Genomic DNA, 26,624 nt, shown 5'->3' with positions numbered 1-26,624 from the left:
AGCAAAAAGTGTGTCCGCTCGGCGTGTCGCCGGGTGGGCACCTTTTGCTACTTAGCCCTACTTAGCCCCAATGCGAGTTAGTGACCTCGGTTATGGCTGGCAGCGGGCCAATGGAGTTACTGACCGCGTTTATAGCAAAAATTGTCCGAAAAATGGCTTGAAAGTGTCATAAACTCTCACAGTTTCACATTTGCAGCCCGTCGTGCCTACCAGGCTCCTACCTAAGCCCCCCACTCAATCCGGGCTACTTCTTGGCCACCACTGGCTCAATTGGGTTACCTCGCCAGGAGGTGTGCGCAGGAACATGGTCACCGCGCATGACGAGAGAACCGGGTTCGACGCGGCAGCCGTCGTCAAGCACAGATGCCGGCAGTGCGACTGAGTGCGGTCCTAGGACGGAGCCGTGTCCGATGTGGACGGTGTCGAGCGTCATCACGCGGTCGGTGAACAGGTGCGTCTGAACGACACAACCACGGCCGACAGAAGCGCCCCGCTCGATTTTGACAAGGTCGGTCTCGGGCAGCCAGTACGTCTCCAGCCACACCCCGTGGCCAACGTTCGCGCCGAGCAGACGCATCGCGCGTGCGATACCGCCGGTGGCCATCGCCGGGTTCAGGTACCACGGTGCGGCAACCATTTCGACGAATGCATCCTGCAGCTCATTGAGCCAGACGAACTTGCTCCACAGTGGGTGATCACCGGGCTTGTGCTTGCCGACGCACACCCACTTGGCCACGACCGTGATGAGCAGCCCCAGCACACCAACAATCAGTAGCACGGCAGGGGAGAGCAGCCACGCGACCAGCAGGCCGAGCAGGGCAGCGCCAACGCCACCTGCAGTGACCAACTCCGCGGTGAACATGCCAAGGGCCTGCAAGATAAACAGCGTGACCGTAGCCAACATGAGAGAGACCATCGGTGCCAGGACGCGCAGTGTCTCGACGATGCCGCGGGCGACCTTCAATCCCGTAGTCGGACGGTAGGTCTGCGCCGACTCATCGCTGGAGACGGTGCCCACGCGGCGCATGCGCTCTGGCGGCGAACCCCACCAGTTGGAGCCGGACTTGGTCTTCTTCGGGGTAGAGGACAGCACGGCCACCAGCGAGTTCTTCGCCAGCTTGCGTTCTGGAAGCGTGATGCCGGAGTTGCCCAGGAAGGCGCGCTTGCCGATGCGGGAGTCACCCACCAGCAGCCAACCGCCGCCGAGCTCGTAGCTGCCGACCATGGTGTCGTCAGCCAAGAAGGACTCGTCCTTGACGTGCAAGAACTTCGGAATACCGATCGCGGTGGAGACTTCGCTGTCGTGACCAATTTGGGCGCCCAGTGCACGCAGCCACAGCGGCGTCAACATGGAGGCGTAGATGAAAAATAGGTCGTGACGGGCAGCGTCCATCAGGCGAATTGTCGCCCACGACTGCCAACCCACGCGCGAACGCACCGGGAACACTCCCGGCTTCAGGCCGATGCTGAACAGGCGCACGAGAATCAGCGTCAGCAGGGCATACACCGCAACACCGACGAAGGTGGCGGGAATAGCCCACAGCACGGCGCTACCCAGCGTTGGCCAGAGATTCGAGGTGGTTAGCTCGGTGGTGCCGTCGATAAGCCCCGTGCCCCAACCGATGACAGCAGCCATCGCGACCGCAGCGGACAGCGGTACGAGTGTCAGCAAAACAGCGGTGAGACCGTAGATAGCCACCCAGTGGCGGCGAGCCGGCGGAACTTCCTCCGGGAAGCGGTGCTTGGACCGGCCGACCTTGCGAGCCGGGGAACCCGACCAGCGCGCGCCAGCCTTGACCTTCTTCTCACCGGTGACGGTGGAACCCGCCTCGATGTGAGCGTCATTGCCAATACGCGCGCCGGGCAGCAGCGTTGAACGGGCACCGATGCGGGCGTGCTTGCCAATAGTGACCTCGCCGACGTGGACGACATCGCCATCGACCCAGTATCCGGACAGGTCTACCTCCGGCTCGATCGAGCAGTAATCATCCAGTTTGACCAGACCCGTCACCGGCGGCAGCGCGTGCAGATTCACACCCTTACCAATGCGGGCACCCAGCATACGGGCGTACCACAGCACGAACGGAGCACCCGCTACTGAGTGGGCACCGGAGCTCTCTGCCAGACGTTCGGCCGCCCATAGTCGCAGATGTACCGAACCGCCTCGCGGGTAATCACCCGGGGTGATGTTGCGCGTGAGCAGGCGTGTCGTCGCCGCGTTGATGGGCATGACCCCCAGCGGGGTCAGGAACAGCACGGCCAGTACGGCCACCAACCAGCCTGGTAGCGCCAGCGGTCCGTCGATAACCCAGTTGATAATCGCAAGCCACGTTACCCAGCGCATGCCACGTGCCCACTGCAGCGGCACCATGAGGCAGACCTGCGCCCAACGGGTCTTACGGGAGACAGGCGTCGGCTCGGGCACCTTTTCCAGGTGAGCGGTGGGGTCGCTGGTGTCGTCGGCAAGCATGTCGTCGCTGATGAAACCGCGCGCTACCAGCTCTTCAGCGAGATTGCCCAGGCGCGGGTGGTCGTAGAGATCGCGCACGGCGACCTGTGGGGCGCGCTGGCGAATGCGCGCAATGACGCTCGCCGCCGCCAAGGACGTGCCGCCCAGGGCGAAGAAGTCCGAGGCCGCGCCGGGCGCAGGTACGGACAGCACGTCCGCCCAGATATCGGACAGCCACTTCTCTACAGGGCTCAGCTTGTCGACGTCGCCCTTACCCGCACGCGCAGGCAGTGGCCACGGCAACGCCGCCTTGTCGACCTTGCCGGAGGTACGAACCGGCAGCTCATCCATGATGTGCAGGCGTGGCACCATCGCGGCTGGCATGGCATCGCGGAGAGTATCCATGCACTTGTCGTAGTCCATGGCTGCGGCGTCGCCACCGGCGCCGACGTAGCCGACCAGGATGGAATCGCCAGCACCGGTCTTCTGCACCACGACAGTCGCTTGAGTAGCGCCGGGGAGGGCAGCCAGGTGCGCCTCGACCTCGCCGAGCTCAATTCGCCGACCGCCGATTTTCACCTGATCGTCGACGCGGCCGGTGAAGTACAGTCCGTCCTCGTCCATGATGACGTGGTCGCCGGTGCGGTACGCGCGCTCCCAACCGAGAGCTGGCAGCGGTGCGTACTTCTCGGCGTCCTTCTCCGGGTCCAGGTAGCGTGCGAGTCCCACGCCGCCGATGACCAGCTCGCCCTTGGTGCCCGGTGGGACGGGGTTGCCCTCTTCGTCGATGACGGTGAGGTCCCAGCCGTCCAGAGGAAAACCGATGGTCACGGGCTTGCCGGGCCTCAGCTCGATGCCGGAGGCCACGACGGTGGCCTCGGTGGGGCCGTAGGTGTTCCACATTTCGCGCTCTGGGGTGGACAGGCGCTCGACCAGCTCTTGCGGGCAGGCCTCGCCGCCAACGATGAGCAGGCGCACGCTGTCGAGCGCCTCGGCGGGCCACAGGCCGGCCAGCGTCGGAACTGTGGAAACAGCGGTGATGTGGCGGGAAATCAGCCATGGGCCCAGGTCCACGCCGGAGCGCACCAGCGAACGCGGAGCCGGCACCAGGCAGGCACCATTTCGCCAGGCCAGCCACATTTCCTCACAGGAGGCGTCGAAGGCGACGGATAAGCCGGCGAGAACGCGGTCATCCGGGCCGAGCGGTCCTTCCGGGTGGTTGGCCAAGAACCAGCGGGCCTCCGCATCGACAAAAGCGGCGGCGCTGCGGTGGGTGACCGCCACGCCCTTGGGCTTGCCGGTGGAGCCAGAGGTGAAAATAATCCAGCAGTCATCGTCAGGAGTGGGCTCCTGCGAGATGATCTCGCGTGCGCTCGGCGGCGTCGGTTCCGTCTCTTCCTCGTCGGAGTCGGCGTCGGAGTCCAGCGGGCGGGGGCGATTACGTGCCGTGGAGCCAGCCAAATGCAGGCCTTCAGCATCGAAGTAACCGGCGATACCGGCCTCGCCGAAGACCATTTCTGCACGCTCGTCGGGGTCATCCGCGTCCACCGGAACGTAGGCGGCACCGGCGGCCATGATGGACAAAATTGCCAGGTAGAGCTCGCGGCTTCCCGACGGCATCCGCACACCAATGCGGTCGCCGCGACGGATGCCCTGTTCGTACAGCCACGTAGCTGTGGAATCAATCTCGTTGATCAACTCCGCATACGTGACGACAACCTCGCCGTCATCGATGGCCTCAGCCTCGGGGAACCTTCGCGCGGTCGCCCGGACAATGTCAATGAGTGTGCGCTCAAGCGGCTGTTCCGTAGCGCGTAGGAACTTCGCTTCAGTGGTTGTCACTTGAGAGCCCCCTTCTTATTCTTCTTCTTGCGCTTTTTCTTCTTCGACTTCTTACGTTTAGGACGCGGGGCATCGCTTGACGACGTCGCCTGCGTCTTATTCTCCGCCATGTCCTTGGTGTCTGTCTCAGTGGCCGTGACCTCTGGGATAGCGGCCTCGGGGTTCTTCGCGCCGGCATCGGTTTCGGGGCTTGCAGCGGAGTCGTCGGCAAGCGATGCAAGCAGCGCGCGTACCTCGGGTGCGCATTCGGCGACGGCGGCGCGTTCGGCTCTGCGGAGTGAGCGTCGCAGAGATGCGCGGGTGGTGTTGCCCGTTTCTGTCAGCGCGATGAGCTGGCGGCGTCGATCCTTGGAGTCTCGGGTGCGTTCGACTAGATTTGCCGACTCCAGAGAGTCAATCAGGCGAACCATGTCAGAGCGGTCCATGCCGAGCAGCGCGCTCAGCTCGGTTTGAGCCATGTCGCCGCCATCGGCGATGGCCTCCAGAACCCAATAACCGCGGATGGAAATCGACTCAATCTGAGTGCGGCCAAGAGCCGCGTTGACACTGGCGCGGACAGCCGCATCGAGCTGCGCCAGGCACCAGGACGCGGATTTGCGCAGGGCGGCCGGTGCGACGGCGAGTTCGCTTGCGGAGCCGGGCTTGCACTTGGACTTAGCGCTGGCCTTGTTTTTGGCTTTCGCTCCCTTGCGAGCCTTCTTCGCCTTGGTGCCGCTCTGTGCGTCGACAGCAGGCACCTTCGCGTCTACGTCGGCTGCCACACCACCGCTGGTGTCGGCTGAGTCCGCCGAGGAAAGTACGGATGAATCAGACATACTTCCCATACTAGACAATCTGGGGAACCATCAATAATGGGACATGGCCAACTAATAATGCCCATGTTTGCCTGCGGATTGTTAGAAGGTCGGTGCTTTGGGGTGGGTAAATAAATGAAAAACTGCCCTGCAGGTAGGCAGGGCAGTTGTAGTTGATTTAGTTGGCTTTCTCCATTGGGCGGCCGAAGTGCTCCCAGTCGATCATGCCGCCGGTGATGACGATGGTGTCGATACCGTTCTTCTCCAACCAGGAAGAAACCTGAGCGGCGCGTCCACCGGAGCGGCACATCAGGTAAATGTCGGAATCCAAATCTAGCTCGCCGTAGCGGGACGGAATCTCTTCCATGGGGATGTGAACGGCGCCGGTGGCGTGGCCGTCATCCCACTCCATCTGTGAGCGGACATCAATGATCTGTGCGTCTTCGGGTACTTCAGATACGTTTACGGTTTCCATAGTGCGCACTATACGCAATCTGACCTTATCGCCGGAAGCACAAAGGCCGCCGGAGGAAAACTCCGACGGCCGTAGCGCTGAATCACAGGAACTGCGTCAAAGGTGCGAGCCCCAGGAAGGGAGATTGGCTAGCGCAATTCTTACTTGTGGCTCTTACTTGTGGCGCTCGATAGCCTCAGCCAGGATGCGCTCAGCCTCAGCCTTGTTGCCCCAGCCCGAACCGGAAACTTCCTTGCCCGGCTCCAGGTCCTTGTAGTGGACGAAGAAGTGCTCAATCTCGTCCTTGGTGAACTGGGAAACATCGTCGATGTCCTGGTAGTGGTCGAAGCGGACATCATCCAGGACGCACAGCAGCTTGTCATCGCCGCCGGCCTCGTCGGTCATCTTGAAAACGCCGAGCGGACGAGCCTTGACAATAACGCCCGGGAAAACCGGCTCCGGCAGGATCACGAGAGCGTCCAACGGGTCGCCATCCTCGCCGAGGGTTTCATCGATGAAGCCGTAGTCGGCCGGGTAGGCCATTGGGGTGAACAGGTAGCGGTCGAGGTAGACCTTGCCGGTCTCGTGGTCGACTTCGTACTTGTTGCGCTGACCCTTCGGGATCTCAATAGTGACCTCAACGCTCACGGCGATGACTCCTTATAATCGGTGTACACTTCTCTGACGGCTATCTTATGCGAAACCCGCTCAAAACCGTTTATTTGTGCACCTTAAGTGAGGTTTTGTTTTCAGGAAGAAGGTGTTTGTGACCGTGGGTAGTACCGACTCTGACAGCTCCAAAACCGCCGCTAAGGGCACGCAAAAATCGCCCAGTTCCGTAAAATCCGGCAAATCCAAGAAGTCGCGCGGACTGAAAATCGGCGGTGCCATCGCCGGTGTTCTCGTTATCGCAGCGGGCAGCGGCGTAGCGGTTGTCGTCAATAACAATCGTCAGATTGTTGTCGATGCACCGCCCGCGGTCAGTCATGTCTCTGCTCCTGTGACGGCGGCGCAGTCTTCGCTTGACGACGGCGCTCTGGCCCAAAAAGTCAGCGCCATCATGGACGCTGCTGCGGCCGATCCAGCCTTCGGTGAGCTGCATGGAATTGTTAGCGATGCTACTACCGGCCAGAAACTGTGGGGGATCAATGACACCGCGGTGGCCTTGCCGGCGTCCAGCATGAAGATTCTCACCGCGTCTGCCGCACTGTTGGACTTAGGTGAAGATCATCGGGTTTCCACCCGCGTCTCCCGGGTTACGGGGACTAATGACATCGTTTTGCACGGCGGGGGCGACCCTACCTTAAGCAAGGACGGGGAAGGGTTCTTCCAGGACTCGGCTTCAATCGCTGAGTTGGCGAAAAAGATTTCCGTGGTCATTCCGGAGGGGGTCGGCAAGGTTTATCTCGACAACTCTCTATTCACCGAGAGTTTCCACGAGACCTGGGAGCGCGAGGGGTTGGAGGACGGCTACATCGCACCGGTGGAGTCGGTGATGATGGATGCCGGTCGTATCGATCCGACGAATGAAGAATCGCAGCGCAGCGCCACGCCCGCTGCGGATGCAGCTGATGCGCTGGCCAAGGCGCTTGGTGCGGAAAACGGAGGCAGCCTGAGGGATGCAGCCAAGGATGGTCAGTCACTACCTCTGGACCCAGACATTGTTGCGCTCGTGCAGTCGGCTCCGCTAGTTACCCGTGTGCACGAGATGATGATTTACAGCGACAACGTGCTCGCAGAGTCCATTGCCCGTGAGGTGGCTATCTCTCGCGGTCTGCCGCCGACCTTTGAGGGGGCCGCACGTGCCGTGCGTGACACTCTCGCGGAGCACGGTTTTCCTCTCGATGGTGCGGTGCTGTCGGACTCCAGCGGCCTGAGCACGGATAACCGTATTTCTCCGCAGCATCTCTCCGAGGTGCTCAATTCCGCCGCGGGGCCGGTGGAATCGGCTGAGCAGGGAGGACTGGCGGAGTCGCAGGAGTCGTCGGAAAGCACTGCGTTGCGGTTGCGCCCACTGTTGGACAGCCTGCCGGTGGCGGCAGTGTCCGGCACTCTGGCGACGCGCTTTGCTGGTCAGTCCGGGGCGGGCATCGTCCGTGCGAAGACAGGCACGCTGAATAAAGCCTCGGCGTTGGCGGGATATGTGGTGACGAAGTCGGGGCAGGTGCTGACGTTCGCACTGATTTCCAACGAGGCGAGCCTGTTGCCGGCAAGAGCTGCGTCCGATAAGGCAGCGAGCGCCCTTGCGGATATCTAAACTGAGATTCATTTGCCACTGAAAATAATTTGAGGAGATGAATCCGCAATGGCCTCTCACACTTCCGCGATTAGGAATTTGCCAACCGTTCGCGAGATTGCCGCACTGGTCCGCGAGGGAAAGCTAAGCCCCGTGGACAGCGTGCAGCGCAGTCTCGACGCTATCGCCAGACTGGATGGAGGGATTCATGCCTTCCGCGAAGTGTGGGCGGATAGGGCTCTGCAGGCTGCGCGGGAACTCGAGCAAAGCGAGAAACTCTCGGAGTTGCCGCTTGCAGGTGTGCCATTTGCGCTGAAGGAAAACACCGCTCTAGAGAACCCGTTTGTCCAGCAGTTGACTAGCGCCGGTGCAATCGCGGTGGGAACTACGGTGAATCCGCAGTTCTGTACGTGGGGGACGACGACGCTGCCGGGGCTGGCAGTCGATAATCCGATTCTGCCGGGGCACACTCCGGGTGGGTCCTCCGGTGGATCCGCAGCGGCTGTCGCCGCTGGGATGGTTCCGTTTGCGCAGGGCAACGACGGCATGGGGTCACTTCGTATCCCTGCAGCGTGCTGCGGGCTTTCGACTCTGAAGGCGACCCCGGGAACAATGCCGGGGCGCGTGGGCGGCAATGACTGGTACGGAATGTCTGTCCAAGGGGTGCTCACAGTCAATAACGATGACTTGCGCCTGATCACCAAGATCCTCACAAATGGCATGGTGGATGCGGAGGACCCGGCGAAGACCCTGCCTGAAAACTTCGCAGTCAGCGTGGACACCACTGCGCCCGTATTCGGTTTGAAGGCTGCACCGGAGTACGTCGATGCGGCACAACAGGCGGCGAGAGTATTCGCGGACAAAGGCTTTGCCGTCTCGGAAAAGAACATGCCGTACCCGCTGAACCCACTGCCGATGCTCGCGCGCTGGACTGCGGGGGTGGCGGATCAGCTTCGCGACGAGCCGCGCCCCGATCACCTGGAGTGGCGCAATCGAGTCCACGCCGGCATTGGACGCTTGCTGCGTTTCACAATCAATGGCCGCCAAGTGGCACGCGATGGCGCTCGCATCGAGCGTGAGCTGCCGGGTGACACCATCTTGATTACTCCGGCTCTGGCCAAGAATCCACCGCGGATCCGCGCATGGCATCGCATGCCCTGGATTGTAAACCTGTTGTCCAATCTGCGCTTCACCCCTTACGTTTCGACGTGGAATTACCTGGGATTCCCGGCCGGCATCGTTGTGGAGCCGACTTCTGGATTGCCGGTGCAGCTGATTGCGCGCCCGACTCAGGAGCGAATTCTGCTCACGGCGATGGAGACCATCGCAAGTGGTGGGCGCGTTGGCTAGACCTTCCACGTTGGCTAGGCCTTTTTGGCCGGACCGCAGCCCTCATTTCCTCATCATTCGGCAAGCTGTCCGCGCGATAGTGCCGCAGGTGGGGCAGGAGTTGGGCGGCGGTATCGTCATTGGGCTTTCCGGCGGTGCGGATTCGCTCGCCCTGACCGCCGGGGCCTGTGCGGAAGCTTTCGGGTCCAAGGGGGCACTGGCCGGCCGCAACGTTCACGCCGTCGTCGTTGATCATCAGCTTCAGCAGGGCTCTGCAGAAGTCGCTGAGCGCGCCGCCCACATAGCTCGGGGGATGGGGGCTACGGCCGAGGTTATCGCGGTCGATATCAATAACGATTCCGACCGCGGTCCCGAATACGAGGCGCGTTTGGCTCGACACCGAGTCCTACGGCAGATCGCCCAATCTCGAGGTGCGGCACTGATGCTCGCCCACACGTTGGACGACCAGGCGGAAACAGTTTTGCTGCGACTGGCCAGAGGGGGCGGCCCGCAGGCGCTGTCCGCTATCCGAGACAATCTCACGTGGTCGGACGGGACTCGGATTCTGCGTCCGCTGCTCGGTGTGCGACGCACCGACACTCAGCGCTGCTGTGAAGAGCTGGGCCTAAAAGTCTGGCATGACCCACACAACCAGGACGACCATTACGCCCGCGTCCGGGTTCGAAAGACGATTTTGCCGCTGCTGGAGCAGGAGCTGGGTCCGGGAGTTGCGGAAAACCTTGCTAAGACCGCGGGGATTGCAGCAGTCGACAATGACTTTTTGGACGCTCACGCTGAGTCGGCTCTGGATGCGCTGCTGGGGGAGGAAGTGGCGTCGGCAAGCGGGAGCCTGTCTGTGCGAGGGGTCGCTGAGCTTGACGACGCCATCGCGGTGCGTGTCCTCGCACGTTGGTTGCGGCAGGCGGGTGCGGAGCCCAGCAGTAAACAGATCGACATGGTGATGGCGCTCGTGCACCGCTATCACGGCCAGGGCGAAGTGCCGGTGACCCGCGGTCGCGATGGTGCTGACAGAAATGCCAGGTTGGTCGTTGAGCGAAAAGATGGCACTCTACAATTGGTAATGAATCGTCCCGCGGTGCCTTAAGAAGGGTGCCGCAATCCAACTTCCGGCGGCTGAGAACTATCGGTTGCCATAACCCTGAACTTGCACTGGGGCAGTTACGCTCCATCGACACGCCGCCATAGAAGTGCGGAAAGGAAATGCGATGCATGATGTGAAGGATTTCAACGTCCCCGCAAACCCCTACGGCGATGAGGTAGAGGCAGTTCTCATTGGCGAAGAGGAGCTGCATGCTCGCATTGCCGAGATGGCGCATCGTGTGAATGAGAAGTACAAGGATGCCGACAGCGATCTGATTCTGGTCGCAGTGCTCAAGGGTGCGGTGTTCTTCCTGACTGACTTTGCTCGTCAGCTCAGCATTCCCAGCCAGATGGAGTTCATGGCGGTTTCCAGTTACGGAAACTCCACCTCGTCGTCAGGCGTGGTGCGTATTTTGAAGGACCTGGATCGCGATATTGAGGGACGCGATGTCGTGATTGTCGAGGACATCATTGACTCCGGCCTGACCCTGTCCTGGTTGATGAAGAACCTGCGCAACCGTAATCCGCGCTCCCTGGAGGTCATTACGCTGTTGCGTAAGCCAGAGGCTGTGCGCACCAGCCTGGATGTTGCGGATGTTGGCTTCGACATTCCGAACGAGTTCGTCATCGGTTACGGCCTGGATTACGCCGAGCGCTACCGCGATTTGCCGTACGTCGGCACGCTTCACCCGCGCGTTTACCAGGGCTAGGTCTGTCTTCGGCGCTTATTGCACAGTGCCGATGCTTGACGACGGGCATTGCGCGCTTACCCTCCCGCAGTTCTAGCTGTCTTCTAGCTGTGAAAAGTAGGAGTTGGAAACTTTTTTCGGTTGCGATGCGTTATGCCTACTGTGGGGTCAGGTGCCATGAGCCCTGGCCCCACGTTGTGTCATTGATGTGTCTTCGAGAAGAACTCGTTGATGCGTACAATTAATAAAAGCAACTAATAGATGTAGAGAGCGAAAAGCGAACCCACTGTATGGACAAGAAAAAGGTGTTCCGGTTTGCCACCGTTGCCGGCATCATCCTGATTATCCTCTTTGCTATTACTCAGCTGGCGGATGATTCCCGGGAATACCGCGAGGTGGATACGTCCGTTGCCCTGACCCAGTTGGATAAGGGCAATGTCACGGAAGCTCAGATTGACGATCGTGAACAGCGAATTCGCCTCACCCTGAAGAAAGGCGTGGAGGTCGAAGGTACTGAGGACGTCACGAAGGTGATGACCAAGTACCCAGCGCGTGCGACCGACCAAGTCTTTGACAAGGTCACCGCCGCCAAGGGTATGGAGAAGTTCGATACCAAGGTCACGCAGGATTCCTTCCTGATGTCCACCTTGGGCTTCCTGCTGCCGATGGTGATCTTCTTCTTCGTCATCATGTACTTCTTCAGCCGCATGCAAGGCGGCAAGAACGGCATGTTCGGCTTTGGTGGCAACCGCGCCAAGCTGCTGAACAAGGAGACCCCGACCAATACGTTCGAGGATGTTGCTGGTGCCGATGAGGCCGTCCAGGAGCTCGACGAGATTAGGGATTTCCTGCAGCACCCAGCTCGCTACGAAGAGCTCGGCGCGAAGATTCCGCGTGGTGTTCTGCTCTACGGTCCTCCCGGTACCGGTAAGACCTTGCTGGCCCGCGCCGTCGCTGGTGAGGCAGGAGTGCCTTTCTACACCATCTCGGGTTCGGACTTCGTTGAAATGTTCGTCGGTGTCGGTGCCTCTCGTGTCCGTGACCTGTTTAATCAGGCCAAGGAAAACAGCCCGTGCATTATCTTCATCGACGAGATTGACGCCGTCGGTCGCCAGCGTGGTGCCGGTATGGGCGGCGGCCATGATGAGCGTGAGCAAACCCTGAACCAGCTGCTGGTGGAGATGGATGGTTTTGGTGATCGTCAGGGTGTGATCATCATGGCTGCGACCAACCGTCCGGATATTCTCGACCCGGCGCTGCTGCGTCCGGGCCGTTTTGACCGACAGATTCCGGTGGGCGCACCAGACCTGAAGGGCCGCGAGGCAATTCTGAAGGTCCACGCCCGGAACAAGCCGCTTGGACCGGATGCGGATCTGACGTCGCTGGCGAAGCGCACCGCCGGTATGAGCGGTGCTGATCTGCAGAACGTGCTGAATGAAGCTGCGCTGCTGACCGCTCGCGTCAACGGCAACATCATTACTGCGGATGCGCTGGAAGAGGCAGTCGACCGAGTTATCGGCGGTCCGCGCCGTACCTCCAAGGTGATTTCCGAGCAGGAGAAGAAGGTCACCGCCTACCACGAGGGTGGCCACACCCTGGCTGCGTGGGCGCTGAAGGACATTGAGCGTGTTTACAAGGTCACCATCTTGGCTCGCGGTCGCACTGGTGGACATGCGCTGACCGTCCCCGAGGACGACAAGGGCATGTATAACCTGCCAGAGCTCTTTGCCCGTCTGGTCTTCGCCATGGGTGGTCGCGCTGCCGAGGAGCTGGTGTTCGGATTGCCGACTACCGGTGCTTCTGCCGATATCGAGCAGGCCACCAAGATTGCTCGCGCCATGGTGACCGAGTACGGCATGTCGCCGGAGCTCGGCCTGGTGAAGTACGGGGAGGAGCAGGGCGACCCGTTCGTCGGCCGCGGTGGCAGCGGCTCTTTGGACTACTCTCCGGAGGTGGCAGCAACCATTGATCAGCAGGTTCGTTTGCTGATCAATAAGGCTCATGACGAGGCCTACGCCATCTTGAAGGAAAACCGCGACACTCTCGATGTTCTGGCTGAGAAACTGCTGGAGAAGGAGACTCTGCGTCGTCCGGATCTGGAAGTTATCTTCACCGATGTCGTTCCCCGTGAGCGCCTGAACTTCTTCGATAGCGACACTAAGCACCCGGCCGATGGCCGCGAGCCGGTGAAGACACCGGTGGAGTTGGCAATCGAGCGCGGCGAGGAACCGCCGAAGCGTGTCAACATCTTCGCGCCGGTGCGCCGCCGCGAACCGGAGAACCAGGACGCGGGCAACAACGGCAATGGTCAGGGGCCGGCAGGCTCCGCTGGTGCCGGTAATGCTAGTGTCCCGGGTTTGCCGGGCGCCCAGCAGGACCGACCGAATGTTCCGGTTTACGGTGGCACCCCACCGCCGGCTGGTTGGACCGCTCCAGGTTGGCCGCCGAAGGATACCGGCAGCACGCACAGTTCGGCTCCCGCACCGGCACCGGCGCCTGCGCCGACTCCTCGCCCTGATGGGCAGAACCAGCCGGGTTCGCAGGAAGGCCAGGGCAACGCGCGTGGCCAGCACCCGGGCACTGCTAACTACCCGGCAGGTGCGCCGGACTTCGGCTCGAAGGCAACCGGTACGGGTAGTAACGGTGGCAACGGCCCCGCGAATATCCCTGCCCCTCCGAAGATGCCGTGGGACAGGCAGGGCGGACGTCACCGCCAGGACAACTCTGGCAGCGATGCCACCCCGACTACGGTGATGCCGTCGGCAGGACAACAGCAGGAGCTGCGCGGATTCCGCCTGCCGGATAACGAGCAGCCGGAACACACAGAACGTCCGGAAAACCCGAAGAACGCCGACAATTCCGATGACAAGGGGGCACAGATGCACGATTCGGATAAGGACGGCGTCGTCAAGCGAAACGAAGACAACAGCGCCTGGCAGGACAAGCCGGACACCAACGAGGAGCGATAAGTACACATCATGGAGCGCGAATTCGATCAGGGGCGGGCCGAGGCTGCGGTTCGTGAACTGTTGATTGCCGTCGGTGAGGATCCCGACAGGGAAGGCCTGAAGGAGACACCGGCGCGAGTGGCGCGAGCCTACCGTGAGGTTTTCGCGGGCCTGTTTGAAGATCCGTCTGAGGTGTTGGCGAAGACCTTCAACGAAGATCACCAGGAACTCGTTTTGGTCAAGGACATCCCGATTTACTCCACTTGTGAGCATCACTTGGTGCCGTTCTTTGGCGTTGCCCACATTGGTTACATTCCGGGCAAGGACGGTCGTGTGACGGGCCTGTCCAAGCTCGCTCGTCTGGTCGATGGTTATGCGAAGCGCCCGCAGGTGCAGGAGCGGCTGACCAGTCAGGTTGCGGATGCCTTGGTGGAGCGGCTGGATCCGACCTCGGCGATTGTCGTTATTGAAGCGGAGCATCTCTGCATGGCCATGCGCGGTATCCGCAAGCCGGGTGCGCGAACGGTGACATCAGCCGTTCGCGGTGGCTTCAAGGCGGATGCCCGTTCGCGCGCAGAGGCAATGGCACTGATCCGCAAGAGCTAACGCAACAGTTAAATGGTCGATTGGAAAGGCTGGACAACAAGGTGACTGAATCCCCCTTGCAAGCGCAGGCAGGACAGCAGGCGGAGATGGGTGTCGGGAATCAGCTCTGCAAGGTGATGGGCATTGTCAACGTCACCGAGGACAGCTTTTCCGATGGCGGCCTGTACAAGACCTTCGACGCGGCGATTGCCCATGCGCACGAGCTGCTCGCTGAAGGCGCGCACATTCTCGACATCGGTGGCGAGTCCACTCGCCCTGGCGCACACCGCGTTTCCGAGGATGAGGAAATTGCTCGGGTCGTGCCGGTGGTCCGCGAGCTCGCGGCAGACGGGTACCTGATCAGCGTCGATACAATGCGCGCAAGTGTCGCAGAGGCAGCAATCGCCGAGGGTGCGGTATTTATCAACGATGTCTCCGGCGGTCTCGCAGATCCCAACATGTACGCAGTCTGCGCCGATGCCGATGTGCCCATCTGTCTGATGCACTGGAAGACCGATCGCTTCGGCTCCGCTTCTGGACGCGCTGAAACTCACCCGGACGGCATTGTCGCCGATGTCCGTGAGCACCTGCTTCAGCTTGTCGACGGTGCCATGGGCGCCGGAATCGTCGAGGAAAATATTGTCCTCGACCCAGGCCTGGGCTTTGCCAAAAACGCCGATGACAATTGGGCGCTCCTCCACAACCTGCCGGAGCTTATTGACCTCGGTTTCCCCGTGTTGGTCGGTGCTTCCCGCAAGCGTTTCGTCGCCGCCGTTGGCAGTGAGGCACGCGCACCAAAGCAGGCTGATGCCGCGACTACCGCAATTTCCGCGCTGTCCGCAGCGGCGGGCGCATGGGCGGTTCGAGTTCACAATGTGGCCGACAACCTCGACGCAGTGCGTGTGGCGCAGGCATGGAACCTCGGACGTTCACTGACCGGTTACACAGCGGTCGGCGACTATCCGGAAGGTGGGGCTAACCGCGCGGCGCAGCACGACGAGTCGGCTGCGGAATCGCCAGCCGAGTCGACTCTGGAAGGAGACGCGTAAACACAGTGGCTGATCGCATTGAACTCAAAGGTCTGAAAGCCCACGGCTACCACGGTTGTCTCGACTTCGAGCGCCGCGATGGTCAGGACTTCATCTGTGATGTCACCCTGTGGCTAGATTTCTCCGGTGCCGCTGCCAGCGACGAGCTGGACAACACGGTCAACTACGCCGACATCGCAGCCACAGCGCACGGGATTTTGACCGGCACCCCGCGCAACCTCATCGAAACCGTCGCGACCGAGATCGCCGAAGCAGTGCTTGCCGACGACGATGCCCGCGCCGAACGCGGATTGTCCCCGCTGTTACATGCGGTGGAAGTGACCATTCACAAACCACATGCGCCCATTCCGCTCGACTTCGATGACGCTGCGGTGACAGCCCGCCGTTCGCGGAAGAAGCGGTTGGCATGATTCGCGCAGTTCTTTCTATCGGCGCGAACATGGACCGCGCGCGAGAAAACCTAACAGGTGTGCAGGCCTTCTTCGCCGACGAATTGGTCGCGGGCTCAAAAATTTATGCCACCCCGCCTTGGGGTGGGGTAGAGCAGGGTGACTTCCTCAATGCCGTGCTCATTGTCGATACGTCCCGGACACCAATGGAGCTGCTGGAAGCTGGTTGGAAACTGGAAAATGACGCTGGTCGAGTGCGCGAAATTCACTGGGGGCCACGGGCGCTCGACGTGGACATTGTGCAGGTCATCGACAAGGACACCGGCGAGGAGATCATCTCTGACGATTCGACTCTGACCCTGCCGCATCCGTGGGCAACCGAGCGTGCCTTTGTACTGGTGCCGTGGCTCGATGTCGACCCGGATGCCGAATTGGAGGGAGTTCGGGTCGCGGAACTCGTCGATAAGCTGGCACCTGAAGACGTAAACGCAGTGCGTCTAGCAGACAGCGCGGATGGAGAAGAGGCCTAGAGATGAAACCGACCTCACCGATTACGTTGGCTGCATCTGCGCTGGTTCTCGCGCTGGCGTCATGGATGATCCTGGCACAGTTTTTCGGTGCGCTCGGGCCGCGAAGTTGGTGGGACCTGGGGTTTCCCTGGTTGCTCACAGCCGTCTGTGTGGCAGCAGCGCGGTGGATTAAGTCGGTATTGAAAGAAGGGAAGGTCGGGCAGGATCGCAGCCAGGTGCAGCCGTTAACGTTGTCGCGATGGCTGGTGGTCGGTACGGCATCCGCGTGGTTGGGTGCGATTCTCGGAGGACTGTACGCCGGTGGCGTGCTGTGGGCCTTGCCGAAGTGGACGGAACTTGCGGCTGCACAGGCCGACGGACCGATTATGATTGTCGGCACAGTATCCGGAATTTTGCTCGCTGCGGCGGGGCTGTGGCTGGAAAAAGTTTGCCAATTGCCAACTGATGGCGAAAATTCTTCGCCTCCTAGCGGGGAAATGGGAACTAACTCGGTAGGGTGGGAGTTATGACTGACCTCTCCAACGCCGGTAATGACCCGAAGCGCTCGGGTGATGCCGCATATTTTCAGGGCGACGCGGCAGCTACTTCGTCGGATATGGCCGAGTCTCCGTCTCCGTCGCCTTCTTCAGCTTTCGAAAGCTACTCCGCTGGGGCTAACTCCGGGGCTGATGCGGCATATGCAGATGAGCAGAGCAATGATGTGACGAAATTTAGTTCTACCGATGGTATGACGGAGAAAACCGCCGTCATTCTCATGGTTGTGCTGCTGGTGCTCGCGGTGATTGCCAGTATCGTCATGCTCTTTGCCTCCTCTGCCGGGTGGATGAAGGTCGCCGTGCTGCTGGCGTTGTGGTCGGCAGTTATCGGGGCTGTGCTGGTGACTCGATACCGCAAGACCATTGCGCTGGAGCGCAGGCGGTTGGAGACAATCGAGGAACTGCACAAGGTGGAGCTTGACCGCGAGCTGGCTACTCACCGTGAGCAGGAGCTGATTCTCGAGCAGAACTACCTGGACTCGCTTGAGGGCAACAACGATGACAACATTGCGGCGCTGCGCGCTGAGGTCTTTGCACTGCGTGCCCAGCTTGCTGAGTTCATGGGGGAGGATTTCGACGACGAGCAGGTTGCTCTTCGCGCCCAGGCCGAGCGTCTGCGTGAGCTCGACTCGCCACAGCAGGCCTCGCCGATGAAGGATCCGACCGGTCACGACCGGCCGACACCACGCGCGACTTCCCACCGCGCTGAGATGACCGCTAACGGCACTGTTGGCGCTCATACCCAGCACGGCGGCACGGGCTCCGCTTCCTCCGCTTCGCCGGTTGAAGACGCCGAGGCTACCGACATGCGCCGTACATTCTCGCCGTCTGGCCAGCCGGTTGACGTCCACGAAGTCGCCGATTCCAAGGGTGACGAAACCGTTTCCAAGGAGAAGTTCTCCACTAACTCTTTCCGCGCCATCAACTGGCAGGAAACCCCGGCCGAGGACGCTGCAGAGGATGATTCTCAGGGCGGTGCTCACGAGGCACACGGTGCACGGCACCCATTCGCTGCGCCGGAATCGGACGATGCCTCGGACTCTCCGACTCGCCAGCTGCAGGCCATTCGCGATGAGGACCTCGCAGAAGAGCCAGCTCAGAAACCGGCTCAGGCTCCTGAGCAGGAGCCTGCAAGCCACGGTCGGCGCCGTGCTGAGGACAACAAGGGCAGCCTGACGGTTGCCGAGCTGATGGCGCAGATGCGCAAGAAGAGGGAGCAGCGCGAGGACGAAGAGGCCTAGTCGCTTACCGAGTATGCGCGGCCTACTCACTGCACATAGCTGGTTTGGTCTAACCTAGTCAGTCATGACGCAAAGCCAGCATGATTCCCATCCCCATCGGACAACCGCTCCGCGGTTGGCGGTGGGGATTATTTCTGCCGGAAAAGTCGGGGTCGCGCTCGGCCAGGCGTTAGAGCGCTGTGGGCATCGTGTCACTCACGTGGTCGCGCGCTCACCAGAATCTGTCACACGAGCGCATCTACGTCTCCCGAACGCACAGGTTAGTAGCATTGCCGACACAGCTTCCACCTGCGAGCTCATCGTCATCGCCGTGCCGGATCGCGCCATCGCAGAGGTCGCCGAGGACGTCGCCCGCCATGTCGGCCCCGGACGCATCGTCATGCATACTTCTGGTTCCCTCGGGCGTGCCGTGCTCGATCCGGTCGCACTCACCGGCGCGCTGACCATCGCCGCCCATCCCGCAATGACATTCGCAGGGCTTGACGACGACTCCGAGCTCCTGACCGGCTGCCCATGGGGTATCACGGTTGGGGATGAGCTCGCGAAAACAGTCAGTGAACTGCTCATTGGTGAACTCGGCGGTCGTCCGGTGTTCATCAACGAACGTCACCGCGGCCTTTATCACGCGGCTATGGCTCACGGCTCAAACGGTCTGGGCGCAGTTGTGGTCGATGCAGTAGAAATGCTGGCAACCACTATCGGCGGAGATACAGCAGCCGAAGACACCGACCTAGCTGAGCTACGTCGAGGCCAGGCCGCCGAGCTGCTCCGTCCACTGCTGGAAGCTTCATTGGACAATGCCTTGAGGTGGGGTTCCCGGGGGCTGACTGGCCCGGTGACGCGGGACGACCTTGGGACCGTCGTCAAGCACGAACGTGAAATTGAAGCGGTGGCACCGGAAATGGGAACCGCCTACCTGGCTCTTGCCGAGCGCATCGCCGAGCTGCGCGGCGCCAACGAGGTTTTGCGGTACCTACGCCGATGAGCTGAGCGGACTGGCTGTTCTGGTCATCCGGGATGTGGCGTAAGGTATTGCCGTCGGGCGAAAAGTTTGGTCCGGTAGATCTGAACGCGGAGGAAACATGACGGGTTATACCGCCGGAGAGACAACTGTTCACAAGACTATTGCGGGAATCGCGCAGGTCACCCGTGCGTTGCGGAAGACCGGGCGGCCGGTGGTGCTCGTACCTACGATGGGTGCGCTACACCAGGGGCACCTTGAACTAGTACAGGCCGCGAAGACGCTGCCGCGCGCTGTTGTGGTGGTGTCGATTTTCGTCAATCCGCTGCAGTTCGGTGAGGGGGAGGACTTTGACGCCTACCCGCGGACTCTGGAGGAAGACGTTGAGAAGCTCCGCGCTGTCGGTGCTGAGCTGGTCTTTGCGCCGAACGCGAAGGAGATGTACCCCAACGGTTTCCGCACGACGGTGCAGCCGGGGCCGCTGGCTTCGGAGCTCGAAGGTGCTACTCGCCCGGGGCACTTTGCCGGTGCGTTGACGGTGGTCAACAAGCTTTTCAACATCACCAACTGCACTGATGCCGTTTTTGGTGAGAAGGACTACCAGCAGCTGTGCCTGATGCAGCAGATGGTCACTGACCTGAATATGCCGGTGCAGTTGCACGGTGTACCGGTGATTCGCGAGGCCGACGGGTTGGCTATGAGCTCCCGCAACCGCTATCTGTCCGAGGAGCAGCGCAATCTCGCAGTAACCCTGTCCGCTGCGCTGACTGCCGGTGCTTTTGTCGCGGACCGTGGTGCGGATGCTGTGCTGGAAACCGCGCGTGGTGTGCTCGCCAGCCAGCCTGAAGTCGAGTTGGATTACTTGGAGCTGCGTGACGCTGCGCTCGCCCCGCTTTCCGACGAGGCGTTGCGCGGCGACGGCCAGGAGACTGAAGCTCGCCTGCTGGTTGCTGCGAAGGTCGGCACTACTCGTCTCATTGATAATGTTGGCTTGATTCTGGGTGCGCCGCGCCCGGATTCGGCAAACGGTTTCGGGCAGCTCGGGCAGAAGGACGCCGAAATTGCGTCGGCGGCTCTGTCGGCGGCGGGGCTGGACGGCGAATTGACTGAGGAAGAGGCCGCTGAGTTGGCTGAGCTGCAGGAAAAGGTTCGTGCTGCTCGAGATGCTCGTCTGAAAGATGAGTCCAGCAGAGAAACTCTGAAGAACGCTGGCTTTGGCGTTGAGCAGGACAGCGAGTAGGACGGCTTTTAGAAGTAGTTTCTCGTGGCTGGGAAGTTGTCGTATTATAGTGTGCCGACTAATAACCTGCCACGCTAAGGGGTGCCGCGGTAGGCAAGCATCCAGGGGACAAATCCAGGAAGGGACCTACCTTTTTCATGTTTCGCACTATGTTGAAGTCCAAGATTCACCGCGCCACGGTGACTCAGGCTGATCTTCACTACGTTGGATCGTGCACGATTGACGCTGATTTGATGGAAGCGGCCGACCTGCTTGAAGGTGAAGCCGTCGACATCGTCGATATCAATAATGGCAACCGGCTTACTACTTACTGCATTACCGGAGAGCGCGGCTCGGGCATCATTTCCATCAATGGTGCCGCCGCTCGTCTGATATCGCCGGGTGATCTGGTTATTATCATCGGCTACGGAATGATGGATGACGCTGAGGCGCGTACGTACAAGCCGAATGTCATCTTCGTCGATGAGGACAACAAGATTCTGGAAAGTGGCAACGACCCGGCGGATGTGCCGGAGGGTTCTGATTTGAAGAATCCGCGTAGCCCGGAGAACCAGGGCTAGTCCACGTAGCCCGCAGAGCTGGGGCTCGACTGCGTAGTTGGAGAGAAGAGTCGAGCCGGAGAATCACAACACCAGGGTGTTCACTTTGCGTTAAAGCGCAAGTCATTAGACCGTCAGCTAAAGCTCATTGGCGAGTTGATTTTTAGAAACCGAAAGGTAACGCAACGTCCTTAGCTTCTTAGAGGATCTAAAAGTTTTAGTTTTCCATTTCCTCGACCTAGTCGAAGCTATACAAAGGCGGTCTCCCCGTGGTTCGTATTGGCAAGAATCTGCTGACAAATCCTTTTGCTACCTCTCGCAGCTCTCTGACCTGCACTTACAAGTGTGGTAATGCTTGTGCTGACGATGCTCCGAACGAGTTCTCGGACAACCAGTACTTCGGTGATGTTGCGAAGGAGGCGTTCTCCCAGCGCGCATTCTCCCGTCGCGCGGCACTGAAGGTCACTGGTGCTAGTGCTCTTGCGGTCGGCGGTGGCGCCGTGCTGGCCGCTTGCTCCTCTGATGATTCGGGCAGCGCCGCAGGTGGCTCCGACGCCTCCGGTACCGCTGCTGCCGGTGACGGTAGCAAGGGCGAATCGCCGGAGGGTATGCGTTTCGACGCCGTCAAGCCGAACACGGAAGACGCAGTCGTTATCCCGGACGGCTACGAGCAGAATGTTCTGATTCGCTGGGGCGACCCAATCCACGAGGGTGGCCCGGAGTTCGACTTTGACAAGCAGACTCCGGAAAACCAGCTGAAGCAGTTCGGCTTCAACAATGACTTCGCTGGCCTGATTAAGGCTGAAGACGGCACACTGCTGTACGTCTGCTCGCACGAGTACACCACCGAGCCGATGATGTTCCGTGCTTACAAGAAAGAAGATGCTACTAAGGAGCAGGTCGACATCGGACTGGCTGCCCACGGCCAGACCATCCTTGCTGTGGAAGAGGATGACAAGGGATTCCTGAAGCCAATTCTCAGCGACAAGCGTAACCGTCGCATCACTGGCTTCACCGAATTCACAGTTGACGGCCCGGCTGCTGGTCACGATCTGCTGAAGACCAAGGCTGACCCGACCGGTATGAAGGTCGAGGGAACTTTGAACAACTGCTCCGGTGGTGTTACTCCGTGGGGTACCTACCTGTCCGGTGAGGAGAACGTTGACCAGTACTTCGGCAACGTTGGCAAGCTCAAGGACGAGGACGCAGTTAAGAAGCTCAAGCGCTACTCGGTCAAGAATGAAGAGCTGTCCGACCGCGCGTGGGAGAAGTACTACGACCGCTTCGATGTCTCCAAGGAGCCGAACGAGCCGAACCGCTTCTTCTGGCTGGTAGAGATTGACCCATCTGACCCGAACTCCACCCCGGTCAAGCACACCGCAGTGGGCCGTTTCAAGCATGAAGCCGGTCAGATTTACGTCACCGACGACGGCACGGTCGTGTGCTACTCCGGCGACGACGAGCGTTTCGAATACATCTACAAGTTCGTCTCCTCCCGCAAGATTAAGGAGGGGGACCTCAAGCACAACATGGGCATTCTGTCCGAGGGCACTCTCTACGTCGGTAAGTTCAACGGTAATTCCGAGTCCGAGATTGACGGCTCCGGTGAGCTGCCGAAGGACGGCCGTTTCGACGGTGACATTGAGTGGCTTCCGCTGATGACCGCCAAGGCAGACGGCAAGCACGAGTCCCACGTTGATGGCATGACCGCCGAAGAGGTCTGCATCTACACCCGCATCGCCGGTGACAAGGTCGGTGCGACCCGTATGGACCGCCCGGAGGATATCGAGCCGTCTCCGAAGACCGGTAAGGTCTACGCGGCGCTGACCAACAACAAGTACCGCGGTAAGGCGGGCGCGAAGGACGACAAGGGCAAGGAACGCAAGGATGGTGCAGGGCGCCCGCTTGCCGACGCCGTCGAGGTCGCACCAATCACCGAGAACAAGAATGGCCTTGTTCTGGAGATGGAAGATGACCACGCCGGTACCAAGGGCAAGTGGAACCTCCTGCTGGTCTGTGGTGACCCGAACGAGGCTTACACCTACTTCGGTGGCTTCGACAAGGAATCGGTCTCGCCAATTTCCTGCCCGGACAACGTCGCCTTTGACGAGTACGGCAACCTGTGGGTTTCCACCGACGGCAACGCGCTGGACTCCAACGACGGCCTTTTCGCCGTTGCCGTCGAAGGCGAGCGTCGTGGTGAGACCAAGTGCTTCCTGACTGTTCCGGTTGCTGCAGAGACCTGTGGTCCGCAGATCTTCTCCAACCGCGTGATGGTCAACGTCCAGCACCCGGGCGAAATCGAGACGGATCAGGGTCATCCAGTCGGCGACAACCCGGACCCGACCACCAACCCGACCTCGCACTGGCCGGACGGCGGCAAGGAGCAGCCACGCCCGGCCGTCGTTCAGGTTGTACGCACTGATGGCAAGAAGATTGGCGTCTAAAGGGCACTCAACTAGCAGGTCGGCGGTGTAGTCGGCTAACCTTTATAGCCGTGACTGACGCGAAGAAGACCCCTGAAAACACCGCCACCGTTCCTGAGCAGCTGCGCATTCGCCGCGAGAAGCGTGACCGCCTGCTCGAGGCTGGAATTCAGCCGTACCCGGTTGAGGTTCCCCGTACTCACTCTCTCAAGGATGTCCGTGAAGAGTGGGGCCACCTCGAGGCTGGCGAGGAGACTCCGGATGTCGTGACCGTCATTGGTCGTGTCATGTTTATTCGTAACACCGGCAAGCTCTGCTTTGCCGCTCTGCAGGAGGGTGACGGCACGACCCTGCAGGCCATGCTTTCCAAGGCTGAGGTCGGCGAGGACGCCCTGGCTGCTTGGAAGTCGGACGTAGATATGGGCGACTTCGTCCTCATTACTGGCCGCGTAATTTCTTCGCGCCGCGGCGAGTTGTCTGTGATGGCTACCGAGTGGCAGATGGCCTCGAAGGCTCTGCGTCCGCTGCCGGTGTCGTTCGCTGATCTGTCCGAGGACAGCCGCGTGCGTCACCGCTACACGGACCTGATTATGCGTGAGCAGGCTCGTACTAACGCACTGACTCGCATCAAGGTCATCCGCGAGCTGCGCCACGCACTTGAGCGTCGCGGTTTCCTCGAGGTCGAAACCCCGATGCTGCAGACTCTGCACGGCGGTGCAGCTGCACGTCCGTTCGTGACTCATTCCAACGCTTTGGACATCGATCTCTACCTGCGTATCGCGCCGGAGCTTTTCCTCAAGCGCTGCGTCGTCGGCGGTATGGAGCGCGTTTTCGAGATCAATCGCAACTTCCGCAACGAGGGCATCGACTCCTCGCACAGCCCGGAGTTCGCGATGCTGGAGTACTACGAGGCATTCGGCACCTACGATGACTCCGCCCGCACCGTCCGCGAGGTCATTCAGGAAATCTGCGTCGCGGTCTTCGGTTCGACGACCGTCACGCTTGCCGACGGTACGGAGTTCGACTTCGGCGGCGAGTGGAAGCAGATTGAGATGTACCCGTCGCTGAACGAGGCACTTGCTCGCAAGTTCCCTGGTCAGCCGGAAGTCACTATTGACTCGACCGTCGAGGAGCTAAAGGCAATCGCCGATGTGATTGGCCTTGAGGTTCCGGAGAAGGGCGGCTGGGGCCACGGCAAGCTGGTTGAGGAAATCTGGGAGCTGCTCTGTGAAGACCAGCTCGACGGTCCTATCTTTGTCCGCGACTTCCCGGTCGAGACCTCTCCGCTGACTCGTCAGCACCGCTCCAAGCCTGGCGTGACCGAGAAGTGGGATCTTTACGTCCGTGGCTTCGAGCTGGCTACCGGCTACTCCGAGCTGGTTGACCCGGTTGTCCAGCGTGAGCGCTTTGAGGATCAGGCGCGACTGGCCGCTGGCGGCGACGACGAGGCCATGGTTCTGGATGAGGACTTCCTGCACGCAATGGAGCAGGGCATGCCGCCGACGACCGGTGTGGGCATGGGCATTGACCGCCTGCTGATGGCCCTGACCGGCCTTGGCATTCGCGAAACCGTGCTGTTCCCGATCGTGAAGCCGGAAGCGTAAGCGACTGAATTCATGTGTAGTTATCCCGGTGTTATCACCGGGATTATTTTTATCCCGTAATTTCTTCACCCGTGAATTCGGTAAATGGGAATAAGAAAATTGATCGGCGATCCGTATTGCGCTTGGGAGCAGCAGCGGGAGCAGTAGCGGGTGCGGGGGCTGTAGCGGTGGCCGTGAATAGCGTCGGGACGCGAGCAGTTGCATCGGCGGCCCCGAACCAGGCACCGTTTCCATTCACCGGGTTGACCAGCGGCCTTGTTGTGACGGACCTGGAAGTCGTGACCGTGACCGATACGTCGGTGACATTTTCGTGGGCGACGTATGCAGGCCCACACCCAGCGTGGGGAAAGCTGGCTCCACTGGCGCCGGCCGACACTGAAGTTGCGCTAGTGCCAGTCGATGCCGATGAGGGCGGCGAGCTACCCGTGGTACATAAGGACGAGACGCAGGTTGGCTACCACTTTGTGACCGTCGATAAGCTGCGGCCTGGGACCACGTACCGTTTCGAATGTCGATCGAATGGGCTGGTCGCAGAGCCGGGATTAATTACCCGAAATCTCCCCAATACACCCGAGCAAACTGGACAGTTCACGACGTTGGTCGCTCCGGAAGGGGAGTACCTGACCACGATTGCCATCCTCAATGACACGCATATTGGCGAAAATGGGCATGGCATTATCACCGGCAATTTCCCCGCGCCTATCTTTTCTGAACCGGGTGCCGGACCGTACCCCGAGGTCATGCTGACAGCTGCTCTCGCCGAGCTGCGCGGGATGGGGATTGAAAAGGTTTTCGTCAACGGTGATGCCACGTCGGAAGCACGTCCGGCGGAGGTGCGTCGATTTGCCGAGATTATGAATACTTTTGGTGCTCAGGAGCGGCAGTGGTTTGTCACCCGCGGCAATCATGATCGTCCGCATAAGCCGGATGCCGATCCATCTGCTGGCTACGACGAATTCCCGGTTTTGGAGGGTACCGAGAATCATCGCGATCCCTTCGGTGTTCTCCTGGGGCGTCCGCGGCAGGAACTGTGGGTCACTCAGCAGGGGCCGGTCCGTGTCATAGGGCTGGATTCATCGAAGTTGGATGAGTCCGGCGGCGAAATTAGCCCGGAACAGTTCGATGCACTGGAGCGGGAATTGCAGCGTGACCCCAGTAAGCCGACAGTTGTGCTGGCTCATCATCCAATTACCTCCGAGGCTGGTTGGACACATGCTGCCGGGCCCACCTTCATTCTCAACAGCGCTGATGCACGACGCTTGCAGCAGATGCTTAACGACGCTCCGGGTGTATTCTTCGCGGGGGCAGGTCACACCCACCGTGCAAAGCGTACTCGCGGTGATGTTGGGGCCGGCGTTGATTATTTGGAGACCGGCGCGTGCAAAGCATACCCCGGTGGCTACACACTGCTGCATGTCTACTCCGGTGGCTACCAGGTTAACTTTCACCGTTTGAGCAGCGAAGATGCGCTTGCGTGGACTGCGCGTGCCCGTTGGGCGATGTACGGTTTCGAGCCCGAGGCTCTGCTTGGTGAGCTCTCTGATCGCAACTACGTTGTTAACCGCGTTATCGCCTGACAAGTTAGAAGCCTGAAAGTTTTCTGTTACTTGGCAATGTTTTTTCAATTCTTGTGACAACGGTCACGTGATTGTTTTATTGTTATGCCAGTAATAGTTCTGACT

The 26,624-nt window shown here is 60.5% G+C and carries 20 protein-coding genes and 1 pseudogene; 17 read left to right on the top strand and 4 right to left on the bottom strand.

Annotation, left to right across the window (positions count from 1 at the left end):
- Positions 1-244 precede the first annotated feature (244 nt).
- The 4 genes from HMPREF2920_RS06770 to HMPREF2920_RS06755 all read right to left on the bottom strand — a co-directional run bounded on the left by HMPREF2920_RS06770 (position 245) and on the right by HMPREF2920_RS06755 (position 6,187).
- Entirely contained in the window at positions 245-4,291 is a 4,047-nt protein-coding gene (locus tag HMPREF2920_RS06770; RefSeq protein WP_070854111.1) for a Pls/PosA family non-ribosomal peptide synthetase, read from the bottom strand.
- Positions 4,288-5,106 (bottom strand): MarR family winged helix-turn-helix transcriptional regulator, encoded by an 819-nt coding sequence (locus HMPREF2920_RS06765; RefSeq protein ID WP_070854110.1) that lies wholly within the window; start codon positions 5,104-5,106, stop codon positions 4,288-4,290. Before HMPREF2920_RS06765 ends, HMPREF2920_RS06770 begins: the two co-directional genes overlap by 4 nt.
- A gap of 157 nt (positions 5,107-5,263) precedes the next feature.
- On the bottom strand, positions 5,264-5,560 hold the full coding sequence (locus HMPREF2920_RS06760) for a rhodanese-like domain-containing protein (protein ID WP_016421494.1): 297 nt from the start codon (positions 5,558-5,560) through the stop codon (positions 5,264-5,266).
- A gap of 153 nt (positions 5,561-5,713) precedes the next feature.
- The gene (locus tag HMPREF2920_RS06755; RefSeq protein ID WP_172954623.1) at positions 5,714-6,187 is read right to left on the bottom strand and encodes an inorganic diphosphatase; all 474 of its coding nucleotides are present in this window, start codon (positions 6,185-6,187) and stop codon (positions 5,714-5,716) included.
- Between the two features lie 124 nt (positions 6,188-6,311).
- Between HMPREF2920_RS06755 and dacB the strand changes: the two genes are divergently transcribed.
- From dacB to HMPREF2920_RS06670, 17 genes and pseudogenes are all read left to right on the top strand, one after another.
- The gene (dacB, locus tag HMPREF2920_RS06750) at positions 6,312-7,796 is read left to right on the top strand and encodes a D-alanyl-D-alanine carboxypeptidase/D-alanyl-D-alanine endopeptidase (protein ID WP_246821105.1); all 1,485 of its coding nucleotides are present in this window, start codon (positions 6,312-6,314) and stop codon (positions 7,794-7,796) included.
- Positions 7,797-7,844: 48 nt separating this feature from the next.
- The gene (locus HMPREF2920_RS06745; RefSeq protein ID WP_070854108.1) at positions 7,845-9,125 is read left to right on the top strand and encodes an amidase family protein; all 1,281 of its coding nucleotides are present in this window, start codon (positions 7,845-7,847) and stop codon (positions 9,123-9,125) included.
- 10 nt (positions 9,126-9,135) lie between these two features.
- On the top strand, positions 9,136-10,209 hold the full coding sequence (gene tilS, locus HMPREF2920_RS06740; protein WP_246817676.1) for a tRNA lysidine(34) synthetase TilS: 1,074 nt from the start codon (positions 9,136-9,138) through the stop codon (positions 10,207-10,209).
- A 121-nt stretch (positions 10,210-10,330) separates the two neighbouring features.
- Entirely contained in the window at positions 10,331-10,915 is a 585-nt protein-coding gene (gene hpt, locus HMPREF2920_RS06735) for a hypoxanthine phosphoribosyltransferase (RefSeq protein WP_005510094.1), read from the top strand.
- Positions 10,916-11,184: 269 nt separating this feature from the next.
- Entirely contained in the window at positions 11,185-13,863 is a 2,679-nt protein-coding gene (ftsH, locus tag HMPREF2920_RS06730; protein ID WP_070854107.1) for an ATP-dependent zinc metalloprotease FtsH, read from the top strand.
- Positions 13,864-13,872: 9 nt separating this feature from the next.
- The gene (gene folE / locus HMPREF2920_RS06725; RefSeq protein WP_070854106.1) at positions 13,873-14,448 is read left to right on the top strand and encodes a GTP cyclohydrolase I FolE; all 576 of its coding nucleotides are present in this window, start codon (positions 13,873-13,875) and stop codon (positions 14,446-14,448) included.
- 86 nt (positions 14,449-14,534) lie between these two features.
- Positions 14,535-15,476, top strand: a complete 942-nt coding sequence (gene folP, locus HMPREF2920_RS06720; RefSeq protein ID WP_070854131.1) for a dihydropteroate synthase — start codon at positions 14,535-14,537, stop codon at positions 15,474-15,476.
- Positions 15,477-15,481: 5 nt separating this feature from the next.
- A complete protein-coding gene (gene folB, locus HMPREF2920_RS06715) occupies positions 15,482-15,886 on the top strand; it encodes a dihydroneopterin aldolase (RefSeq protein ID WP_070833390.1) in 405 nt (134 codons plus the stop codon).
- On the top strand, positions 15,883-16,395 hold the full coding sequence (gene folK / locus HMPREF2920_RS06710; RefSeq protein WP_070854105.1) for a 2-amino-4-hydroxy-6-hydroxymethyldihydropteridine diphosphokinase: 513 nt from the start codon (positions 15,883-15,885) through the stop codon (positions 16,393-16,395). The genes folB and folK overlap by 4 nt, the downstream gene beginning before the upstream one ends.
- Before the next feature lie 2 nt (positions 16,396-16,397).
- Positions 16,398-16,904, top strand: a complete 507-nt coding sequence (locus HMPREF2920_RS06705; RefSeq protein WP_049171898.1) for a DUF3180 domain-containing protein — start codon at positions 16,398-16,400, stop codon at positions 16,902-16,904.
- Positions 16,901-18,172, top strand: a complete 1,272-nt coding sequence (locus HMPREF2920_RS06700) for a DUF6779 domain-containing protein (RefSeq protein WP_070854104.1) — start codon at positions 16,901-16,903, stop codon at positions 18,170-18,172. Before HMPREF2920_RS06705 ends, HMPREF2920_RS06700 begins: the two co-directional genes overlap by 4 nt.
- A 64-nt stretch (positions 18,173-18,236) precedes the next feature.
- A complete protein-coding gene (locus HMPREF2920_RS06695) occupies positions 18,237-19,157 on the top strand; it encodes a Rossmann-like and DUF2520 domain-containing protein (protein WP_049194053.1) in 921 nt (306 codons plus the stop codon).
- Between the two features lie 97 nt (positions 19,158-19,254).
- A pseudogene (gene panC, locus HMPREF2920_RS06690) lies at positions 19,255-20,196 on the top strand (pantoate--beta-alanine ligase); the annotation flags it as partial.
- Between the two features lie 314 nt (positions 20,197-20,510).
- Positions 20,511-20,933 carry an aspartate 1-decarboxylase gene (panD, locus tag HMPREF2920_RS06685; protein WP_016421480.1) on the top strand — a complete coding sequence of 141 codons (423 nt, stop codon included), beginning with the start codon at positions 20,511-20,513 and terminating at the stop codon, positions 20,931-20,933.
- 248 nt (positions 20,934-21,181) lie between these two features.
- Positions 21,182-23,359 (top strand): PhoX family protein, encoded by a 2,178-nt coding sequence (locus tag HMPREF2920_RS06680; RefSeq protein WP_070546615.1) that lies wholly within the window; start codon positions 21,182-21,184, stop codon positions 23,357-23,359.
- 50 nt (positions 23,360-23,409) lie between these two features.
- A complete protein-coding gene (gene lysS / locus HMPREF2920_RS06675; protein ID WP_070854103.1) occupies positions 23,410-24,942 on the top strand; it encodes a lysine--tRNA ligase in 1,533 nt (510 codons plus the stop codon).
- A gap of 173 nt (positions 24,943-25,115) precedes the next feature.
- A complete protein-coding gene (locus HMPREF2920_RS06670) occupies positions 25,116-26,519 on the top strand; it encodes a metallophosphoesterase family protein (RefSeq protein ID WP_246821104.1) in 1,404 nt (467 codons plus the stop codon).
- Positions 26,520-26,624 lie beyond the last annotated feature (105 nt).

This window comes from Corynebacterium sp. HMSC075F02 (genome assembly GCF_001838335.1).
Classification (GTDB): Bacteria; Actinomycetota; Actinomycetes; order Mycobacteriales; family Mycobacteriaceae; genus Corynebacterium; species Corynebacterium jeikeium_D.
The sequence above is the reverse complement of the archived record's forward strand: the minus strand, read 5'-3'. Positions and strand labels throughout refer to the sequence as shown.